Origin of the sequence: Rossellomorea vietnamensis (assembly GCF_008180415.1) — a bacterium.
Classification (GTDB): Bacteria; Bacillota; Bacilli; order Bacillales; family Bacillaceae_B; genus Rossellomorea; species Rossellomorea vietnamensis_C.
On record NZ_VTEI01000003.1, the window covers coordinates 425,028 to 445,286 of the forward strand.

The 20,259-nt window shown below is 45.5% G+C and carries 12 protein-coding genes and 1 pseudogene; 8 read left to right on the top strand and 5 right to left on the bottom strand.

Going from position 1 to position 20,259, the window contains the following annotated elements:
- Nucleotides 1–223: 223 nt before the first annotated feature.
- The 5 genes from FZC78_RS08190 (at nucleotide 224) to FZC78_RS08210 (ending at nucleotide 6,238) form a co-directional block, all read left to right on the top strand.
- Nucleotides 224–1,312, top strand: coding sequence for an ABC transporter ATP-binding protein (locus FZC78_RS08190; RefSeq protein WP_148939216.1), 1,089 nt, complete (start codon nucleotides 224–226; stop codon nucleotides 1,310–1,312).
- 13 nt (nucleotides 1,313–1,325) lie between these two features.
- Entirely contained in the window at nucleotides 1,326–2,216 is an 891-nt protein-coding gene (locus tag FZC78_RS08195; RefSeq protein ID WP_148939218.1) for a carbohydrate ABC transporter permease, read from the top strand.
- A gap of 16 nt (nucleotides 2,217–2,232) precedes the next feature.
- A complete protein-coding gene (locus tag FZC78_RS08200) occupies nucleotides 2,233–3,057 on the top strand; it encodes a carbohydrate ABC transporter permease (protein WP_148939220.1) in 825 nt (274 codons plus the stop codon).
- A 106-nt stretch (nucleotides 3,058–3,163) separates the two neighbouring features.
- A complete protein-coding gene (locus FZC78_RS08205) occupies nucleotides 3,164–4,516 on the top strand; it encodes an ABC transporter substrate-binding protein (protein ID WP_148939221.1) in 1,353 nt (450 codons plus the stop codon).
- 297 nt (nucleotides 4,517–4,813) lie between these two features.
- On the top strand, nucleotides 4,814–6,238 hold the full coding sequence (locus FZC78_RS08210; RefSeq protein ID WP_148939222.1) for an MBL fold metallo-hydrolase: 1,425 nt from the start codon (nucleotides 4,814–4,816) through the stop codon (nucleotides 6,236–6,238).
- A 50-nt stretch (nucleotides 6,239–6,288) separates the two neighbouring features.
- Here FZC78_RS08210 and FZC78_RS08215 read toward each other — a convergent pair whose 3' ends face one another.
- The 3 genes and pseudogenes from FZC78_RS08215 to FZC78_RS24735 form a co-directional block, all read right to left on the bottom strand.
- Entirely contained in the window at nucleotides 6,289–7,152 is an 864-nt protein-coding gene (locus FZC78_RS08215) for an HAD family hydrolase (RefSeq protein ID WP_252183547.1), read from the bottom strand.
- A 645-nt stretch (nucleotides 7,153–7,797) separates the two neighbouring features.
- Nucleotides 7,798–13,359, bottom strand: a complete 5,562-nt coding sequence (locus FZC78_RS08220) for a pullulanase (RefSeq protein WP_148939223.1) — start codon at nucleotides 13,357–13,359, stop codon at nucleotides 7,798–7,800.
- 1,650 nt (nucleotides 13,360–15,009) lie between these two features.
- Nucleotides 15,010–16,083: pseudogene (locus tag FZC78_RS24735) on the bottom strand (plasmid pRiA4b ORF-3 family protein).
- Nucleotides 16,084–16,196: 113 nt separating this feature from the next.
- Here FZC78_RS24735 and FZC78_RS08235 point away from each other — a divergent pair.
- The gene (locus FZC78_RS08235) at nucleotides 16,197–16,991 is read left to right on the top strand and encodes a transporter substrate-binding domain-containing protein (protein WP_148939226.1); all 795 of its coding nucleotides are present in this window, start codon (nucleotides 16,197–16,199) and stop codon (nucleotides 16,989–16,991) included.
- Nucleotides 16,992–17,066: 75 nt separating this feature from the next.
- On the opposite strand, the gene FZC78_RS23570 is transcribed toward FZC78_RS08235, so the two are convergent.
- Nucleotides 17,067–17,216 (bottom strand): hypothetical protein, encoded by a 150-nt coding sequence (locus tag FZC78_RS23570; RefSeq protein ID WP_187444851.1) that lies wholly within the window; start codon nucleotides 17,214–17,216, stop codon nucleotides 17,067–17,069.
- Between the two features lie 15 nt (nucleotides 17,217–17,231).
- On the opposite strand from FZC78_RS23570, the gene FZC78_RS08240 reads away from it, so the two are divergent.
- On the top strand, nucleotides 17,232–17,876 hold the full coding sequence (locus FZC78_RS08240) for an amino acid ABC transporter permease (protein WP_148939227.1): 645 nt from the start codon (nucleotides 17,232–17,234) through the stop codon (nucleotides 17,874–17,876).
- On the top strand, nucleotides 17,873–18,601 hold the full coding sequence (locus FZC78_RS08245; RefSeq protein WP_148939228.1) for an amino acid ABC transporter ATP-binding protein: 729 nt from the start codon (nucleotides 17,873–17,875) through the stop codon (nucleotides 18,599–18,601). The genes FZC78_RS08240 and FZC78_RS08245 overlap by 4 nt, the downstream gene beginning before the upstream one ends.
- 639 nt (nucleotides 18,602–19,240) lie before the next feature.
- On the opposite strand, the gene FZC78_RS08250 is transcribed toward FZC78_RS08245, so the two are convergent.
- Nucleotides 19,241–20,152: a nuclease-related domain-containing protein gene (locus FZC78_RS08250; RefSeq protein WP_148939229.1), complete on the bottom strand. Its 912-nt coding sequence runs from the start codon at nucleotides 20,150–20,152 to the stop codon at nucleotides 19,241–19,243.
- Between the last annotated feature and the right edge of the window lie 107 nt (nucleotides 20,153–20,259).

The following is a 20,259-nucleotide window of genomic DNA, read 5'->3' on the forward strand; positions in this document are numbered from 1 at the left end:
CATCCATCCTTCAGATAACCTGCCTTTCCATAGAGTTATAAAGTTTTCCACTTCGCAGACGTTCCCATTCCTTGACCATCCCCCTCGTAGTCAATCAACCTAATTCTAAACAAAATTTTCGAATTATTTACAAATGTTTTACAACTCCTTCATTGCTGCTTATTAAACTCCCCGTAAAATGAGTCCTGTTGACTTTATATGACAGAGATTAGGGGGCAGCATCTTGAGAATAGATTTAAAAAATATCTCAATGAAGTTTGATGATGTAACAGCAGTAGATAATTTAAACGTCACGATAAATGAAGGTGAACTGGTTTCTCTTCTCGGCCCAAGCGGCTGCGGCAAGAGCACGACATTATTCATGCTGGCGGGACTCTATAGGCCGACATCAGGCGAAATGCTTTTTGGGGACAAGCTTGTAAATAAGATAGAGCCCGAAAATAGGGAAATCGGGATGGTCTTCCAGAACTATGCCCTCTACCCCCACATGACCGTGCTGAAGAATATCATGTTTCCTCTTAAAATGGCGAAAATTCCGAAGAAAGAAGCGGAAGAGAKAGCGAAGAAGATGGCAGAACTCGTTCATATCGATCACCTGATCGACCGGAAGCCAGGACAGCTTTCAGGAGGACAGCAGCAGCGGGTCGCGATTGCCAGGGCGCTTGTAAAAAAGCCAAAACTATTATTGCTTGATGAGCCGCTATCCAACCTGGATGCCAGGCTCCGCCTTGAAATGCGCGAAGAAATCAGGCGCATTCAGCAGGAAGTCGGCATCACAACCATTTTTGTCACACATGACCAGGAAGAAGCTATGAGCATCTCAGACAAAGTGCTGCTGATGAAAGACGGGAAGTACCAGCAGTTCAGTCCGCCGCAAGATATGTACGATCATCCGGGTAATATATTTGTCGGACAGTTCATGGGAAGTCCTCCGATTAACATGATTCCCGTATCGGTAGATATGGAGACAGAGAGAATTGCATTGTCCGGAACCAAGGAGACATTGGGAATGCCTTCCCGCCTTAAAGCTGCTGCTCTAAACTGCGGTGATATGGTGCTGGGCATAAGACCAGAAGACTTCTTCGTCGCCACTGAAAATCAGGACGGCATCACAGCAAGAGTCGCCCTTGTGGAACGGATCGGCCGGGATACCCTCCTGAGTGCTGCCATAGGGGACAAGCATCTCCGGGCACTTGTACAGCCAGATTTCCAGGGCAAGGTAAATGATCTCGTCAAACTTGGCATCCGCAATGACCACTTCCATTTATTTGACTCGGAAACTGAAAAAAACATTCTGGAACTAAAACGATAGAGGAGGGCTCACGGTGAATCCAAGACCAACTTTGCTTGCTACTCTGAAAGCCCTTCTATATCTGCTTCCTGCACTCATTATTCTAGGGGTTTTCAATATCTACCCGATTATCAAATCTTTCTTGATGAGCTTTTACACGGATTACGATTACTTTAACGATATTGTCAATGCGTACGGTCTCGATAATTTTATTTATATTTTCACAGATCCGGAGTTTTGGCTGTCGATGAAAAACACCATCATTTTCGTCATCGGGGTTGTACCATTATCCATCATTATTTCGCTCGGAATCGCCATTCTATTAAATTCGAAGATTAAATTCAAAGGACTGTTCAGGACAATCTATTTCATACCCTTTGTTACTTCTGTCGTCGCGGTATCGATCGTTTGGCGCTGGATCTTCCATACAAACTATGGGATTCTGAATTTCTTTCTCAGCTGGTTCGGCATTTCACCTATAGAATGGCTGACCGATCCGCAATGGGCGATGCCCGCCCTTATCATCCTCAGTATCTGGAAAGGGCTTGGCTATAACATTGTCATTTTCCTTGCCGGCTTGCAAAACATCAATCAACAGTACTATTTGGCAGCCAGGATTGATGGGGCGTCACCTTGGAACAGGTTTCTAGCCATCACCGTTCCATTGCTGTCGCCTACAACCTTTTTCATTTCGATTGTGTCCATTATCAACTCTTTCAAAGTGTTCGATGAGGTCTTTGCCTTATTCGACGGCAAACCCGGACCCGCTTACAGCGCCCAGACCGTGGTGTACTATATTTTTGAAAAATTTTATAAAGAGTGGGAATTCGGGATTGCCTCCGCTGCAGCCTATGTCCTGTTTCTTGTGATCTTCATCTTCACTTTGATTCAACTCTACATTGGAAAACGCAAGGTCACCTACTAGAAAGGAGGAGTAATCATTGCAAACAGATGCCCTGTCAAAAACATTCATCTACATCCTGCTCATTATGGGGAGCCTGCTGATGCTGCTTCCTTTTATCTGGATGATCAGCACGTCGCTGAAATCTCCGGGAGAGGTCATGACAATGCCTCCCGTATGGATTCCAGGCGATTTCAAATGGGAAAATTATGCTGCCGCCTGGGAAATGGCTCCCTTTGGACGGTATACAGTAAACAGCTTAATCGTCACGATCCTCACCACAATCGGTGAACTCATCACGACCATCCTGGCAGCTTATGCCTTTTCGCGAATCAACTTCTATGGAAGAGATCTTGTGTTCGCTGTCCTTCTCGGAACAATGATGGTTCCCGGTGAAGTGCTGCTGATCCCCAATTTCGTAACACTGTCAAACTTAGGCTGGATCGATCAGTATGAAGCACTCATCGTCCCTTGGCTCGCCAGCATTTTCGCCATCTTCCTGCTGAGACAGTTCTTCCTCGGCATCCCGAAAGAACTTTCCTATGCGGCAAAGATTGACGGCTGCAGCAACTTCCGCTTTCTGTGGATGATCATGGTGCCCCTGGCTAAACCGGCCCTGATCACGATCGCCCTGCTGAAGGCCATCGGGAGCTGGAACGCCTTCCTTTGGCCGCTGATTGTGACTCAGTCAAAAGAAATGAGGACACTTCCTGTAGGATTGACCTCATTCAGCACAGAAGCAGGAACCGTCTATGAACTTCTGATGGCTGCTTCCACCATGATCATCCTGCCGATGATTGTGCTGTACCTGATTTTACAGAAATATATCATCGAAGGTGTTGCCAGATCAGGAATCAAAGGATAAACAAATATCTTGCCTTTAAGGGGGTGATCCACTCATAAGCTGCGTCACAAAACTGACTTTTGGCTCTAATGATTTCTAAAATAAATTATTTTCAGGAGGGTTTTACATGAAGAAGTTACTACTATTGATGTTGACACTGATTTTCGCTGCCGCTTTGGCTGCTTGCGGCAATAACAGTGAGGATGCTTCTACTGAAGCAGAAACGAAGGAAGTAGAAGATGCTACAGCTGGCGAAACAGCCGAAGGAATCACAACTGAAATTACTTCACCTGTGGAAATCGAATTCTGGCACGCGATGAGCGGCGACCATGAAGCGGCACTAACTGAAATCACGGATAACTTTAATGAGTCTCAAGAAAACATCACGGTAAACTTAGTCAATCAGGGAAGCTATGATGATCTTTCTCAGAAGGTCATGGCCGCTGCAAAAGCAAAGAACCTTCCTGCAATGTCTCAAGCTTATGAAGACTGGATCACGGAATATATGCAAAACGACCTTGTTGCTGATCTGACTCCTTATGTAAACGATGCGAAATATGGCATGAGCGGCGAAGAACTGAACGATATCGTGGAAATCTTCCGCGAATCGAACACATGGGATGGCAAGTATTACGGAATGCCTTTCAACAAGAGTACACGTATCATGTTCTACAACACAGATTATTTTGAAGAGGCTGGCCTGGAAGCTCCAACAACTTGGGAAGAGCTCCGCGCTGCTTCTGAAAAATTGACAGTGGAAAAAGACGGCAAGAAAGTTGTCGGCCTTGGGTTGGAAAACTCCGTAACATTGGAATTTAACCAATGGGTTGAGCAAGCTGGCGGCGACTTCATTGATGAAGAAAGCGGCGAATTCAAAATGAATTCTCCTGAAGGTAAAGAAGCTCTTGAATTCGTAAACGGCATGATCCAAGATGGCGTTGCACGTACGGCTGGTGAAGACGGTTATATGTCTGGTCCTTTCACTAATGGTGATGTAGCAATCTACATCGGTTCTTCTGCTGGTATCCCTTATGTTGCGGGTCCTGCTGCGGAAAATGGGTTGAACTGGTCTGCCGCGGTCCTTCCGGCAGGTAAAGAAGCTGCTACTCCTTTTGCCGGCACAAACGTTTCCGTCTTTAACTCTGCTTCTGATGAAGAAAAATTGGCGGCATGGGAATTCACTAAATTCCTTATTAATACTGAAAACACTGCACTATGGGCTTCTAAAACAGGTTACCTTCCTGTCCGCTACTCTGCACTTGAGAGTGATGAGTGGGTTCAATATAAAGAAGAAAACCCTGTTTACGGTATAGGAGAACAGCAATTTGACGCTGGATTCTATGATCCCCGCATTGTTGGTGCATATGGGTTGAAAAATGCAGTTGCCAAAGAACTCGATAAAGTCCTTCTAGGCGAAATGACTGTAGAAGAAGGCTTGGAAGCTGCTGAAAAGGCTGCAAACGCTGAGCTTGGAAACTAATATCTTTGGAAGGGGCCCCGCTGAAACGGGCTCCTTCTTTTTTCCAAATAGTTGTTTTTTAGGCTGTGGGTCTTCAAAGAGTCGTTGATTTCCGCTCCAGGTGCACGACTCCGAGGGGCTGGACTCTGGAACTGGATTTCCCGCTAATCCCGCAGGAAATCGAGGGCGCTCCGTTGTTCTATTACAGCAATCTATGTCACCATCTATCAAAAAAAAAGGATTTGAATCATCTATATTCCGGTAATTCAATGTGCCTTTTATACAAAAAACCTTCCAATAAGAAAAGGAGAGATATCTGTGAGCAAGACATCATTGACATTTTATAGCGGACTCCGCACGATAGGAGGGACGATCATCGCCCTGCAACATGAGGACACAAGGGTCATTTTTGATTTTGGCCTAACCTATAATCCTGCCGCCAATATATTTGACGGCCAGGTGAAGGCAAGGAAGTCAGCGATGGCACGAGATTACTTAAAGCTTGGTTTGATTCCGGAGGTGGACGGCCTGTACAGAAGGGAAGACCTTCCTGAAAACAGTTCCGTCCTCCCTGCCCAGGAGTATGCCGGAGAAACCGCTGTCCTTATATCCCACCTGCACTTGGATCATATGGGCGCCATGGGCTTCATCGATCCTTCCGTGCCGGTTTACATGACAGCGGAATCCCTCCATTTGTATCAAGCACTTGAAACAATCGGAGAAGGCGTGCAGGGCAGCCGATCTTACCGCAGATGTGAGTACGGCAAACCCTTCTCGGTTGGAAAAATCAGCGTGACTCCTCTTCGACTTGATCATGATATTATCGGTGCCTGCGCTTTCCATATCAAAACACCGGATGGAGCCCTTCTTTACACAGGCGACCTCCGGATGCATGGGGAGAATCCTCAGTACGTAGATTCTTTTATCGAGGAAGCAAAAAAACTAGGCTTTGACGCAGTCATTATGGAGGGAACAACATTAAGAAATGAAGAAGAGCTTCCAGACAGCCTCCTCGTCCCAGAGCGCAGCATGCCGGATGACTCTCTTACAGAATCAGATCTGCCCGCCAAGATGGCTGAAATACTAGACGCAACGAGCAGAATTGGCTTGTTTAATATTTATCACCGAAACATTGACCGAATCAATGGAATACTGAAGACCGGCAGAGAAACAGGGCGGAAAGTGGTCCTTGAGGCTGCCACTGCAGAAATTGCCAAAAGACTTGCCGGCAATCAGGACTTTTTCATTTATGAATCAGAAGAAATCAGGCAGGCTCAAGCTTCCGGCACTTTACCGGATTGGCAGAAGTCGTTATTGCTCGAATATCCTGTCGTCTCCTTCCAGGACATCAATGAGAATCCAGGCAGTTTTTTCATTCAGAATTCGTACGATCAATCACTGGAACTATTCGACTTGAATACAGACGGAGGAGTATATCTTCACGCCAACGGTGTTCCGCTTGGCAGCTTCGATCCAGCTTACGAGAATCTGCAGCGAATCCTCGATGCCATTGGATTGGAATACATCGAGACCGGTACCGGAGGACATGCCATTCCCCAGCACCTGAAGTACATTGTGGATGAATTGGATCCGGCATTCTTAATTCCCCTTCACAGTTTTCATCCGGAAAGACTCCACCCTAAAAGTGGACACCAGTTGCTCCCGGTCTGCGGTAAAAGGTATATCCTATCCAACGGGATGGTTACGGAAGAGATAAGTTCTCCACAGAGAATACTATTATAATTTCATTAGCAAACAAAAGTGAGGCTCCCTCTTTAAGGAAGCCTCACTTTTTATTTCACCATCCTTTCTCTAAAGAGTAATCCGCTTAGGACAGGGACAACCTCTTCAATGTTTCTTACAATATCATCCGCATCGCCAGCCACACTGATTTCATGGGGGTCAATCAGGACAGTTGCACATCCCAGCTCTTTTGCCGGCAGGATTTCATTGATGAGATTATCGCCGACACTCAGCATTTCATGAAACTCCACACACGTCTTCTCCTTGATTGCCTCGAACTGTTCCTTCGTCCTAAGAGGCTTGTTTCCATTAAAAACTTTTAGATGGAAGGAATCCTTCATCCCCAGTTTCTCCAAAATAATTTCACTATCTTCTTCAGGACTATTCGTAAGCAGCACAAGCAGTACCCGTTCTTTCAGGTTGTCCAGCACTTCGATAAGAGACTCTATAGCGTTCAACTGGTAATCCGGAGCCGCCATAAAGGTCCGCGTCTCCATGAATGCCTCAGCAGATTCCCCGCTTGTCAGGCCATAGTGCCGTCCTATTGAATTTGGAACCCACCATAAATCACCGACATTGAACATCGTATCCATATCAAATGTCAGCTTTTCACGATATAAGTCCCTTATTCCTTCCTCATCCAACTGTTCTCCCTCCCAGGTTAAAGCCTCTGACACCTCTCCATTTTTATGTATCAAAATCAAATCACGGGAAACATCATAGACCCGGCCAATCCGGAGGGGGTGTGATCCCTTTATGATCTTTTGATAGTCGTCTTCAAAATTCCCTTGATACTCCACAGCAGTCCGGACCTTAAGCCGTTCCGCGTAAAAATCAAAATGGTGAGTATCCTCATACAATGTGCCGTCCAAATCAAATATGATTGCCTTGATTGTTCTCTCTTCTGCCATCATGTGCCACCTTCTATTTCTGTAAACTTCCTACCTAGGATACTAAAGGAAGATTAAGGGGGCGTTAAGTGGAGGATAATGTTTAGTAACAGGTGTGAATGCTGCCCGAGCTGAGGAGAAACAATTTGCGGTTCGGAGCAACATTAGCTAGGTATACAGGGGAGTGTAGTTTTAACTTTAGGGCAGGGAACTTCGCGTGAACACAAAAATTTATCAGCGGGTCGGCGCACTTTATCGGGACTTTACCTCCTTTTATCAGCGCTTTTGACTACTTTATCGGCGGAAAGCGGGATTTTATCAGCGAAATCGGCTGGTTTATCGGCGGTAACTTTCTTTTATCGACGGTAACCCGCTATTTATCGGCCAAACGACCAAGTCGACTCAGCCGCCCATCCACCCTTCTAGTAGTTTTACAGGCCCGCGGGATGGCGCTTATCAGCGGAAAGGACTGGTTTATCGGCGGAAACCGTGAGTTTATCGGCGAAATCGGCTGGTTTATCGGCGGTAACTTTCTTTTTTCGGCGAAAACTACTATTTATCGGCCAAACCAGCCGCCCTCAATCTCTTTTCACCTGCAAAAAAGAGCACCTCATAAAGAGATGCTCTTTCAGCTTAATCTTGTCTTTTATAGGCGTTTCAAATTAACATTTAAGGCTGAAACGGAAAATAATTCGAGAAGTATTTGTTCCATAGATATATAAGAAAGTTCTTAAACGGAAAGCGGTGCTTGTCATCCTCACCCTTGCCTGGCTTCTCTTCTTCCTCTTCCTCAGCCTCTCCAACTTTCACCACAACCGTCGTCAAAGGATCCAGCGAGATGCTGTCCTCCTTCAGGTCAAAGCCAGTTCTCTCGGAAACTTCCTCCGTACCTGCTTCGTCACCGTCGACAAATACGGATGCATCGGTCAAGTCTTCTCCTAACGTCAGTGTTCTGGCTTTAGAATCTGCGTTGATGAATACGTGATACACATCGCCATTAGTCGCTTTTGCCTGATAGGCGATCAGCAGATCCTGATCCCCGATTTCAGGAGCGTCCAGCAATGTGACATTCGAATCGATCAGCTCTTTTGAACCGAGACGGAAGGCATCCGTTGAGCGGCGCAGCTTAATCAATCCGGATGTGTACTCTCTTGTCACGTTATTCACCGGGTAAACCTCTTCGTTTGTTGCTTTCTCCCAGTCGATTCGGTTGATGATGTCTGAAGAATCGTAGGAATCATGGATGAAATACGGATATTTGAATGGCGTTCCATTTTCGTCCGTCATGTAAGTCGACTTGTAAGGAGCCGTTTCCGCTTCCTCTCTCCATTGTTTGGTTCGGCCGAATTCCTGGCCGGCATGGATGAATGCCGTACCCTGCGAGGTCAGTACCATCGCATTTCCGATTCGGACACGCTTATGAATTTCCACGTTATTCTCCGGCACATCCGGATCTTTTTTGATTGATTGCGCGATTACATCATACAGCGTCAAGTTATCGTGAGCGGCGATATATTGCACCACGTCACCCGGCTGATCGGCTGTAAAGTTATGCGGCTGTGCTTTGATGTTGTCAAAAATCTGGTTGATATTGCGTGCGCCGCCCGTCAGGAATCTTGGCTGGCCTTCGCTTCCGAAACCGGACTTCAACTCATTGCGGAACTCATCGGAGAAGCTTCCGACCGCTTCTGTGTGCTGCATCCAATCCTGGTCGGCAGCTTGAACCGGCTCGCCTTCATCTCCTGCAAACGTTCTCCAGCCTTCTCCGATCATCACAAGATTCGGGTTCACCTTTTTCGCTTGATCAAATGCTCTCTGGATACTTTCCGCGTCATGGTCACCCATCATATCAAAACGGAAACCATCGACTTTGTACTCGTTGACCCAGTGCATGATGGAGTCTTCTAAAATTCTTCTGGACATTTTATGCGTCGTGCCTAGGCGTCCGCCTCCAAAGTTTGTTCTTGGCGTGCCATCACCGTCCATGAAGTGATAATAATTTGGTACAAGATCTTCAAAGATTGACACCTGCGCCGTATGGTTGTAGACCACATCAAGGACAACTCCCATGTCACGCTTATGAATCTCTTTAATCAGCTTTTTGAACTCTTTGATTCTCTTTTCCGGATCTTCCGGTTTTTCCGAATACATGCCGGTTAAAGAGAAGTAGCTTTGCGGGTCATATCCCCAGTTGTAGTTCGTGTCAGTTGATTCGTATTCCAGCATTCTTTCCTCTTTTTCAAACTCATTGCTGAAGTAGTAGCTCATTACCGGCAGCAGCTGGATATGGGTCACTCCCAGGTCTTCAATGTAATCCAATTTTTCCACGAAAGCGGAGAATGTACCGAATTCGGATTTCAACTCATCTGCGATATTTGGATCAGACGTGAAGTCACGTACATGTGCTTCGTAAATGATGGTATCTTCACGTTTTTCATAGCCCGGGATCTCAGCAAAATCAAGCTTTGGACCCACTTTTGAAACATCGACGATTGCCGCTTTTCCAACAGGATCTCCTGAGTCGCTGCTCCAGGCTGCCATGGACTGCGCATAAGGATCAAGCGCCAGTTTTGTTTCCTCACCATGAGTGACTTTGTAGTGATAGTAGTAGCCCTTGTGATTCGCAACTCCCGTGTTCTTTTTCATAAGAGTCACGGACCAGACACCGCGGTCGCCTTTTTCCATCTCAACGGTTTTCACCACTTTATTCTGGTCTTTTTTATCGTAAAGAACAACAGAAACGTTATCGGCCTTTGGAGACCAGACCTTTAATGTGGCTGTACCTTTCTTATGAAGCTCGGCTCCCAATTGTCCATCATACCCGTACATCTCATCGAGCAGCTTCCACCCTGATTTCACCTCTACCGAGCGTTCTCCGTAAGTAACAGTGAAAGGAAGCTTCTCGATATCAAACGTGCCGTGAAGGTGGACTTTCTCTTCCCCTTCCGCTGTCACTTCAGAGATGGTTACTTCATTTCCGTCTTTATCCGCAACCGAAATGTTCGCTTGCAACTCTTCGGCCGTCAATCCTTCTGTCTTGGAGAAACGAAGGGATATCAGCTCCTCGGAAAGCACTTCTCCTGATAAAAGAGAAGCCTTGCCTGCTCCATAAGGATCCGTGTACACCTTGTCTTCGCCCTCTTTTACAAACAACGTTCTGTACTGATCGAGCATCTCAAACGACATGTCTCCCGTTTGAGCACCAGTGTTTTTGTTCACGAAAAGGAAATTGATTTGTGAAGCATTCTCTGCCAGTTCAATGTCATAGTAGGCACCAAACTTGCCAATTCCCGCTGCATCTCCTGCTCCATCCGGCCAGCCATCAGACGGTGCGGCAACATCGCCCCAGTTCCACAGGCCCCAGCCTTCGTAGTCATCCTTTTCACGGTCATAGTAAATCCTCACCGTGTTTTCAGGAAGTTGGGACGGTTCATATAAAAAGATTTCGTCAGAACCTTGCTTTACCCAGACTTCATTCAGTTCAGAAGAAGAAAGTTCAACGATTTTATCTCCGCCATCTTTTTCGCCATTGGTTCTGTTTAAGACGAGGAATCCGACTTCCTGAGCGCCGCTGTTGATCTTCACATCAACGTACGCACCGTACTCTGTCACGCCGTCAAACGCTTTTCCGCCTGATGGCCAGTTCTCTGTAGGAGTTTCAACGTCTCCCCATAACCATAGACCGAGATTTTCGTAGCTGTTGTCTGTTCTCTGATAGTGGATGCGAAGGGTATCTTCCGCAATCTCACCGGCATCTCCCGGCTCTTCCGCAGGAATTCCGCCTTCAACCGTAAACAATGCTGTTCCGCCGTCCTCCATAGCCGGCAGTGTCACTGTCGCTTTTCCATCAGAGGAAGTGGTATACGTTTTATTAGAATAATGATCGGTTACGACCGCATCTCCCAACCCGAAGTCCACTGTTGCTTCTTTGGCTGCCGTTGCCGTATTTAACCCGACAAACACCTCTTCTTCATTATAGCTTCGTTGGAACACGAGATATTTTTCACTGTCCGAACCAGCGATTTGGCTCCGCTCGCCTTTTGCAAAAATATCCGTATGCGCATTACGGAAATCCAGTACTTTTTGATAATGCGTCAGCACCTTATTTCCGTCTATTTCATCCCATGGCATATTCGGACGGTTATCATAAATTGGATAATTATTTTTGCCAGGAAGGCCGAGTTCTTCACCATAATAGATGACCGGCTGCCCTTTGGCCGTCAGCTGCAGTGACGCACCCAATTGATATTTGCCAAGGTCTCCTTCCACAGCTTCGAGAAATCGATCTTCGTCATGGCTGCCGAGGAACTGTCCAAGTGTTGCGTCATTTGAAAGCTCTCCATTCCGGCTTTCCAGCTTAGACTCAACTGCAGTCAGACTGCCATTCGCAAAGTCCCTCGCCAGATTTTTAAAATCAAAATCGAGCAGTGAATCCATCATTCCGGAATTCAGGTAACCGGAATCTTCGTTCACGTTCGCTCCCCAGACCTCACCGATCATCTTGTGGTCAGGTTTTACCTTCGTTAACTCATTTTTAAATTTCATCCAAGTGGTATCTTCCACATGCTTGACTGTATCGACACGGAAATAATCAATCGTATTGCCATTCGGTGTTGTTGATTTTTCAATCCAGTCTGTCTGCCATTGAACAATCTGGTCACGTACCTCTGCATTCTCTGTCAAAAAGTCAGGCAGATCCGACAATTCGCCGCGGATCGTGTCATCGCCGCCGTCACGAAGCATGCCGTCAAAGCGAGCACGATCTTCGTCTGTCGGGAAGTTAGGGATACCCGTCGTTTCCGCATCACTTTCCTTCAATCCATAACCCGAGTGGTTCAGCACCACATCCACCATGATTTTGATTCCGCGGTTATGCGCTTCGTCGATCAATTGATGGAAATCTGCCATAGAACCAAAATGAGGATTCAACTCTCTGAAATTATCCGCCCAGTATCCATGGTAGGCATAATATGGCGTATCCGGATTCTCACTTCTGACATCATAGTCAATATTATCGACAATCGGGCTCAGCCAGATCGTGTTGATGCCCAATTCATCAAGATAATCTAATTTTTCCGTAACTCCTTTAAAATCACCGCCTTGATACGTTCCGCTCTTGGAAGTATCATAGCCGATTCCATAAGGATCATTGTTAGAACTGTCTCCGTCAAAAAAACGGTCCGTCAGCATAAAGTAAATGACTGACTCATCCCAATCAAAGTCCGCTTCTTCACCCGTGAAGGTGCGTGCCTTCACTTCCAGAGAAGCCTCTGCTTTGTGAGTGTTTCCAAATTCGTCCACCACTGTGATCGGCAGGTTTTTCTCGCCCGCTGTCACCAATTGGTCAACCGCAACCGCCAGCTCCTTCAGCTGTGGATCGATGCTGACTTTTTCTTCACCGCCAATGGCCGTCAAATCCATATACATTTCGCGGATACTTGCCTCAGTCTCTGCTCCAAGATCAACAGAAACCACCGCATTTTCATTGTAGCTCACCGCTGCCGGCTGAACCGACGCTGAAACTTGGAAGTCAGCCACTTGATAAGTGACGATAGACTGTCCGTCAACCGTATTATAAGGATCCGTTACTTGAGTTGTTTCCCCGTTCACTGTCACGAAATACGTGTAGAGATGCTCTCCCTGAGGAAGGTCTTGCAGGGTATAAGTCCACCTTTCGTTTTCCGGCTGGGCTTCCATCTCATAGCGCTGCCCCAGGATCTCAAGTTCCACTTTTTCAACCGTATTCATAGCACCTTCCGCATATAACTCCTTGTCACGGAAGAAGAAAGTCGCCTGGCCGTCTTCCACTACTGGACCGGAACCATCCGGCACCTTATGGAACTCCATCTCCCCGCTCTTCACATGCACCTTTGTAATCAAATCTTTTTTATTCAATGTAATAAAACGGTCACCGTCGACATCCTTTTCCGACCAGTCCGTTCCCTTTCTTAAAACAAAACCAATTTCATCCACATCCGGACTGACAGCGATATTGAAAACCGCCTTGCCATCCTTCACTTCTGTGAAATCGATCTGGTCATCCTGAACACCCGTGCCCCAAACCCACAGGTTCCAGCCCTCATACTCACCATCACTACGCTCATAAGACAAGCTGACAGAACGGTTTCCCTTCTCTGCATGTGCCCCTGGTATGTATCCTGCGAACATCGAGATCACAAGAATGAATGATAAAAAGATTGCTGTGATTCTTTGAAACTTATTCCTCCGCATCCCTTTTCCTCCTATACTTTTATTATTGATGAAACCGCTTGCACAAAAACATAAAAACAAATGCAGTTGTGAAATCGTTTGCACAAATTGGCGCAAACCTCCTCATTCCATGGCAACTACACAAACTTCTTCCTTTATGCAAACGCTATCATCCTACATATTTATTAAGTTACTATGAAAATTTTCACTAATCAATCTTTTTTAGAAAGATGGGTCTTTGGGTCTTTATTAGACAGGTTGTGGAAGGACTTAAGTCGGGGTTTGGTGCTGTTGCCCTGTTGGAGGATTGCCTGGATATACAGGCGGCTTTTTAAAAAGGGCTGATTTGTACACATCTCGGGCGAAATCTCTCTCGCTTGACCGAGGTGCGGCTCACTTCATACATATCTCGGATGAAATCCCTCTCGCTTGACCGAAGTGCGGATTACTTCATACATATCTCGGGCGAAATCTCTCTCGCTTGACCGAAGCGGGGCTTACTTCATACATATCTCCGCCGAAATCTCTCACTCTTAACCGATGTGCTGACCACTTCATACATATCTCGGGCGAAATCTCTCTCGCTTGACCGAAGCGGGGCTTACTTCATACATATCTCCGCCGAAATCTCTCACTCTTAACCGATGTGCGGCTCACTTCATACATATCTCGGGCCAAATCTCTCATTCTTGACCGAAGTGCGGCTCACCTCATACACATCTCCGCCGAAATCTCTCACTCTTAACCGATGTGCGGACCACTTCATACATATCTCTGCTAAATTCTCTCTCGCTTGACCGAAGTGCGGCTCACTTCATACATATCTCGGGCCAAATCTCTCATTCTTGACCGAGGTGCGGCTCACCTCATACACATCTCGGCCGAAATCTCTCTCGCTTGATCGAGGTGCAGATCACTTCATACATATCTCGGGCGAAATCTCTCTCGCTTGACCGAAGCGGGGCTTACTTCATACATATCTCCGCCGAAATCTCTCACTCTTAACCGATGTTCGGACCACTTCATACATATCTCGGGCGAAATCTCTCATTCTTGACCGAAGTGCAGCTCACTTCATACACATCTCGGGCGAAATCTCTCTTCCTTGACCGAAGCGGGGACCACTTCATACATATCTCGGTCAAATTCTCTCTCGCTTGACCGAAGCGCGGATCACTTCATACACATCTCTCTGCTAAATTCTCTCTCGCTTGACCGAAGTAAAGCCTATCGCTTACATACCATCCCACCAATCCAGCACATCTAAAGGATAGAATCACCACACTGCCACTCAACTCAACTCAACTCATCTCAAGTTTAAGCCCCCTCTCCTTACCTTACACAAAGTAAACCCTATTCCTCTAGATGAAAGGAAAGAACACACTACTTCCTGAAAGCCCGCCTCTCCGCGTAAGGAACACACTTGCTGCAGACCTTTACCTTTTCTCCCCTATCATTAAAATAAGTCGCACCTTGTTTAGGCTTCTGCTTACAGATCGAACACTTTGATTGAATGGACAGCTTCTTTAATAGATTTAACAAGTTTATTCTCCTTTCCGGGGGGCTCAGCTCTGCAATTGCCGGCCCCTCATCTATACAAATTCCTTTTTATAACCCTCGGCTTTATTCTTTCTTTAGACGCCAATTAACCTCATTCAGATTAAAAGTCTCTTACCCCTGCATTTCACCCCATCCTGCCATATGCTCATTCTCAGGATGACTTTTATCGTTGATTACACGCAAAAACTCTTCAAAACCCGGCTCTCCGCCAACATCTTCAGGCGGTGCACTTCCTTTTCCATCTGTGCAGACTGGATAATTCACTTTTTAATCTTGAAAGACCTTTTCCACTTCAATTTCATGCTGCCAATTATCTCCGAAGTCATAGGTATAAAGAATAGATTTCTCCAGACAATGCGAGAGTTCAACCTCCGAGTCCATTTTCATCGGAATTTCAGTTTCTTCATGATAAGCATCTTTAAAAGAAACAATTTTCACCAGGTGCTGATTTTTCGAGGTGACCTTGAACTCATAAAGGTGACTGTTCTGCCAGTTAAAAGCAATTTGCAAGTTCTTGTGCAATTGCTTGAAATTGTAGTTCGTCGGGACGGTGATCCTGCGCCAGACTGCATGGTTCTCAAGCAAAAGGGTCACTTTCAGCTGAGCTGCCTCAGAATGAAAAACAGGTTGTCCAGCCATTTCTTCCAGGCTTTTATATAATTCTTCGTTAGGGTTAATGTAAGTGCCCTTGCCAGCCCCAGCCAGCAAAGAGCTGATTTTCATGCTCACACCAACTTGCACAATAGACTTTTCGTCAATTAAGTCAGTCATAAAGTAGAAATCTTCACAAGCTCTGTTCATTCTCGCAACCGATTTTCTGTCTTTGGTCTTGGTAATACTTGCTTGACCCGATTTCTGTATGAACTGCTCAATGATCTCCTCCTTAATCCCTTCTGCCTTAAAAATCTCGCGAATCGATTGCTGCAACAGTCCGCTGAGATTTTTCAAATCCTTCGCTTTCACCCCGTAAAGCACTATTACATATTTCGTTTGATCGTTCACCATGACAATCGTCTTCTTGCGTCCCAGCTTAATAATATTGGCATGCCAGGAGAACAATGGATTTTCATTGGATTGTTCCTGGGTAGTAACTTTTAATTCATCCAACAGCTTCTTAGTGCATTGAATCAGCATGTAAACATTCTTTAGGGAATTCACTTTATTATCTATTACCCATTTTAACATTAAGTGTTTTTTTGAGTTGAACCTAAAGGAAGCATAATCATTGAACAGAGATGTAAACTTTTGTTAACATTGTAATAGTACAGAATTATCTAAAAATTAACTGGAGGGATTAGATGAAAAAAATAAAAATAGTTAGCTTTTTAATGGCTATGATGCTGGTTCTCGCTGCATGCGGAACGAACAATGCAGCAAATAACGGCGGTGAAGAAGGTGGATCCGGTGATGACGGAGGCACTACATACACTGTTGGTACGGATACGACTTATCCTCCGTTCGAGTTTGAAGAAGGCGGCGAGTATAAAGGAATCGATATTGACCTGATCAATGCTATTGCCGAAGAAGAAGGCTTTGAAATTGAATTGAAGCCTATGGATTTTGGCGGCATCATTCCGGCACTGCAGGCAGATCAGCTTGATGTGGCAATTGCAGGCATGAGTATTACGGATGATCGAAAAGAAAAAGTGGATTTCTCTGATCCATATTTTGACGCAGGTCTGACTCTTGTTGTTTCAGAAGATAACAACGACATTACTAGTATAGAGGATTTAGAAGGTAAAACTGTCGCCGTTAAAAATGGTACAACAGGCGCTGATAAAGCAGAAGAGCTGAAAGATGAAGTCGGCATAGCAGAAATCCGCCAGTTCAATGACAGCCCGTCGATGTTCCAAGAGGTTGCCAATGGAAATGCCGATGTACTGATTGAGGATTATCCGGTAATCGCATATCAAATTAAAACAAAAGATCTTGGGTTAAAAACCGTCGGTGACCGTCTGAACGGTGACCAATATGGAATTGCTGTACTCAAAGGAGAGAATCAGGAACTCCTTGAAAAAATCAACAGCGGACTTCAAAAACTAAGAGACAGCGGTGAGTATGATGAAATTATAAACACATACCTGGAAGAGTAAGACTGCACAGCGCGCTCCTCTTGCGCGCTGTCTTTTTTAAAAAGATAAGAAAGTATAAAATTTTCAGATTGAAAATTAGGCAGCGTTTCTGAATCCAGCTCCAGCGCCTAGCCCCTCGGGGTCAAATAACCCAAAGAGAATAAAAGGAAAGACCGCCTTTTTTTCTCTTTGGAACATTTGTCTGTCGGGGCTGATCAAGGCGCTTGCGCTTTTTAAATTCAGCATGAAAGGAGAAAAGCCATGGATGTCATAATAGAAATACTTCCGATGTTGTGGGATGGACTGCAGCTTACAGTATATATAACCGCTGTCGGTTTACTGTTAGGATTTATTCTCGGATTGGTTATAGCGCTGTTCCGCTTGTCACCCATTCCGCCATTAAAATGGATCGCCATATGGTTCATTAACTTTGTCCGGGGAACTCCTTTCCTCGTTCAATTATTTTTTATCTACTTTGGGTTGAACTCTCTTGAATTCGTATCACTCGATCCAATAACAGCCGGAATTATAGGAATTACAATTAATGCAGGTGCTTATATCGCTGAAATTGTTCGTGCCGGAATCCAATCCATCGACAAAGGACAAACCGAAGCAGCCCGGACACTAGGTCTCACCAGCGGACAGACAATGCGTTACATTGTGCTGCCCCAGGCCTTACGAAGAATGCTTCCAGCCTTTGTCAATCAGGCAATCATCAGTTTAAAAGATACCTCGCTCCTTTCCATTATTGGTATAGCAGAATTAACACAAAGAGGGCAGACTGCTGTGTCCGCAACTTTTGAAGCCTTTAAAATTTGGGGAGTCGTAGCACTGATGTATTTCGTCCTGATTTACCTGCTTACAAAACTCGGTGACTTTATAGAGAGGAGATATGAACTGCGATGAGCGTGATACAAGTCAATAACCTCAAAAAATCCTTTGGAGATCTCGAAGTCTTGAAGGATATCAGCACAGACGTAAAAGAACAGGAAGTGGTTTGCGTAGTCGGTCCATCCGGTTCTGGAAAAAGTACCTTTCTCAGATGTTTAAACAAGCTGGAAGAAATCACGGATGGCCATGTCATCGTCAACGGAAATGACATCACCGATCCAAAGATCAATATCAACAAAATACGCCAGGAAGTTGGTATGGTGTTCCAGCACTTCAACCTCTTTCCGCATAAAACAGTTCTGCAAAATATTACATTAGCACCTATGAAAACCAAGGGTGTGGACAAAGAATCTGCTAAGAAAACCGCCCTCAACCTTCTCAGAAAAGTAGGGCTTGAGGAAAAAGCGGACAGCTATCCAGGGGAATTATCCGGAGGGCAGAAACAGCGTGTCGCCATTGCCAGGGCCCTTGCGATGGAACCAAAAGTCATGCTGTTCGACGAACCGACTTCCGCACTGGATCCCGAGATGATCGGCGAAGTGTTGGAAGTTATGAAAGACCTTGCTCGCGAAGGGATGACCATGGTCGTGGTTACACATGAAATGGGATTCGCCCGTGAAGTCGGGGACCGCGTCATCTTTATGGATGGCGGTTATATAGTAGAAGAAGATGTTCCGAGCGAGTTGTTCGGTAATCCTAAGCATGACCGGACCAAGGCTTTTCTTGGGAAGGTGTTGTGAAAAGAGTCAGGGCTGCCCTGACTCTTTTTTTGTGCAGCAGGATCACCGTCACCTCTGCTGTCTGTACATCTTGCTTTCTCAACATTAGCAATTCCTACTTCATACACATCTTCCTGCCAAAGCACCCGCTCCCGACCGATGTCACCCCTACCTCATACACATCTCCAAGCCAAAATACCCGCTCCCGACCGACGTGGACACCACCTCATACACATCTCCAAGCCAAAACACCCGCTCCCGACCGAGGTCACCGTCACCTCATACACATCTCCACGCCAAAGCACCCGCTCCCAACCGATGTCACACCCACATCATACATATCTCAACGCAAAARCACCCGYTCCCGACCGACGTGGACACMACCTCATACACATCTCCAMRCCAAARCACCCGCTCCCGACCGACGTGGACACAACCTCATACACATCTCCACGCCAAAGCACCTGCTCCCGACCGAAGCCACCGCCACTTCATACACATCTCCACGCCAAAACACCCGCTCCCGACCGAGGTCACCGCCACTTCATACACATCTCCCTGTCAATACACCAACTCCCAACAGATGTCACCCCCACCTCAGACACACCTCTACACCGACCAACAGAAACCTTCTTAAACTACAATTCAAACCCTCTAATGCTACCTAAAATACGTCCCCGAATTCTCTCCCTCCCGCTTAAAATTTTCTTTGAGTATTTTCCTGATTCTTCTTTGATCTTTAAATACCCCACACCATTCAAAGATTTGGTGTGTTGTTATTTTACGCTCAGGAAACAACAATCGAAACTCTTCTACACTTCGTAAAACTGCTTCTTTGGTTCCTTCTTTTATCTTACAGGCTGTACAGTAAAACGAAGTGTATTCCGGAGGACCATATACGTTCAGGCACCTAGGGCAGAATATCCCTTTCTTCAAAGAGTCGTAGTCATATAATGGGAGATTATGATTGTCTTGAGGGTCTTCATCAACGTGAAGAGAAAGTAGAGTTTCGGCCAGCCTGGTATCCGTTTGAGTTATTTTTAAAGGAAGTTCATTTTTCTTCTTTATGAATCTGTTAAATTGAGAGAAATAAATGATAGGCAGGCGGGAAGGAATGTTAAAGAGGTGAAATTCAGGGTGGATGAAAATCAGATGAGATTCTACTGTATGAGGAAAACCTTTTTCGTTGAGCAGCTGGTTTAGTAAGGTATCTGAGCGTTCAAGTTGCTGGAGTGGGTTTTTTACCAACTTGTTACTTGGGGAGTACCACTTGTCGCCTTTTACAGAGTAATCGCCTTCAAAGTTCTTGATTTCAAACATATGAAGCTTATTTGCTGCAAGGGCAATAGAGTCTATTTGGCACTCACTGTTATTTTGTTTCAGCGATAAATCATTCAGGAAAAGCATTTTTTCAGTTAATGGTTTTGACCGCTTGTCAAAGGTCAATTCACCATCAAACCCTTTTTCTAGGTATTCGTGATAACTTTCCGCTTCTCTTGTAAACCGAATCCGGGGTTTCAAAGCTCTTAACTTTTTTAATTCCTTGGATGGTTCTCGGTTTTTAATAATCATCTGGGCCTCCTTGTAAAAGATCTACTCTCATTTTATTCCATATTCCAGAAGCGGTCTACTCTATATTGCTCTTTCACCGAAAATTTTCTTGACTAAAATCAGGCGAA

Excerpts from the sequence above, each read along its gene's own strand:
- FZC78_RS08205 (WP_148939221.1), top strand. The coding sequence starts at position 3,164 with ATGAAGAAGTTACTACTATTGATGTTGACACTGATTTTCGCTGCCGCT.
- FZC78_RS08215 (WP_252183547.1), bottom strand. The coding sequence starts at position 7,152 with ATGATGGCAGAAGAGAGAACAATCAAGGCAATCATATTTGATTTGGAC.
- FZC78_RS08220 (WP_148939223.1), bottom strand. The coding sequence starts at position 13,359 with ATGCGGAGGAATAAGTTTCAAAGAATCACAGCAATCTTTTTATCATTC.
- FZC78_RS08235 (WP_148939226.1), top strand. The coding sequence starts at position 16,197 with ATGAAAAAAATAAAAATAGTTAGCTTTTTAATGGCTATGATGCTGGTT.
- FZC78_RS23570 (WP_187444851.1), bottom strand. The coding sequence starts at position 17,216 with ATGCTGAATTTAAAAAGCGCAAGCGCCTTGATCAGCCCCGACAGACAA.
- FZC78_RS08240 (WP_148939227.1), top strand. The coding sequence starts at position 17,232 with ATGGATGTCATAATAGAAATACTTCCGATGTTGTGGGATGGACTGCAG.
- FZC78_RS08245 (WP_148939228.1), top strand. The coding sequence starts at position 17,873 with ATGAGCGTGATACAAGTCAATAACCTCAAAAAATCCTTTGGAGATCTC.
- FZC78_RS08250 (WP_148939229.1), bottom strand. The coding sequence starts at position 20,152 with ATGATTATTAAAAACCGAGAACCATCCAAGGAATTAAAAAAGTTAAGA.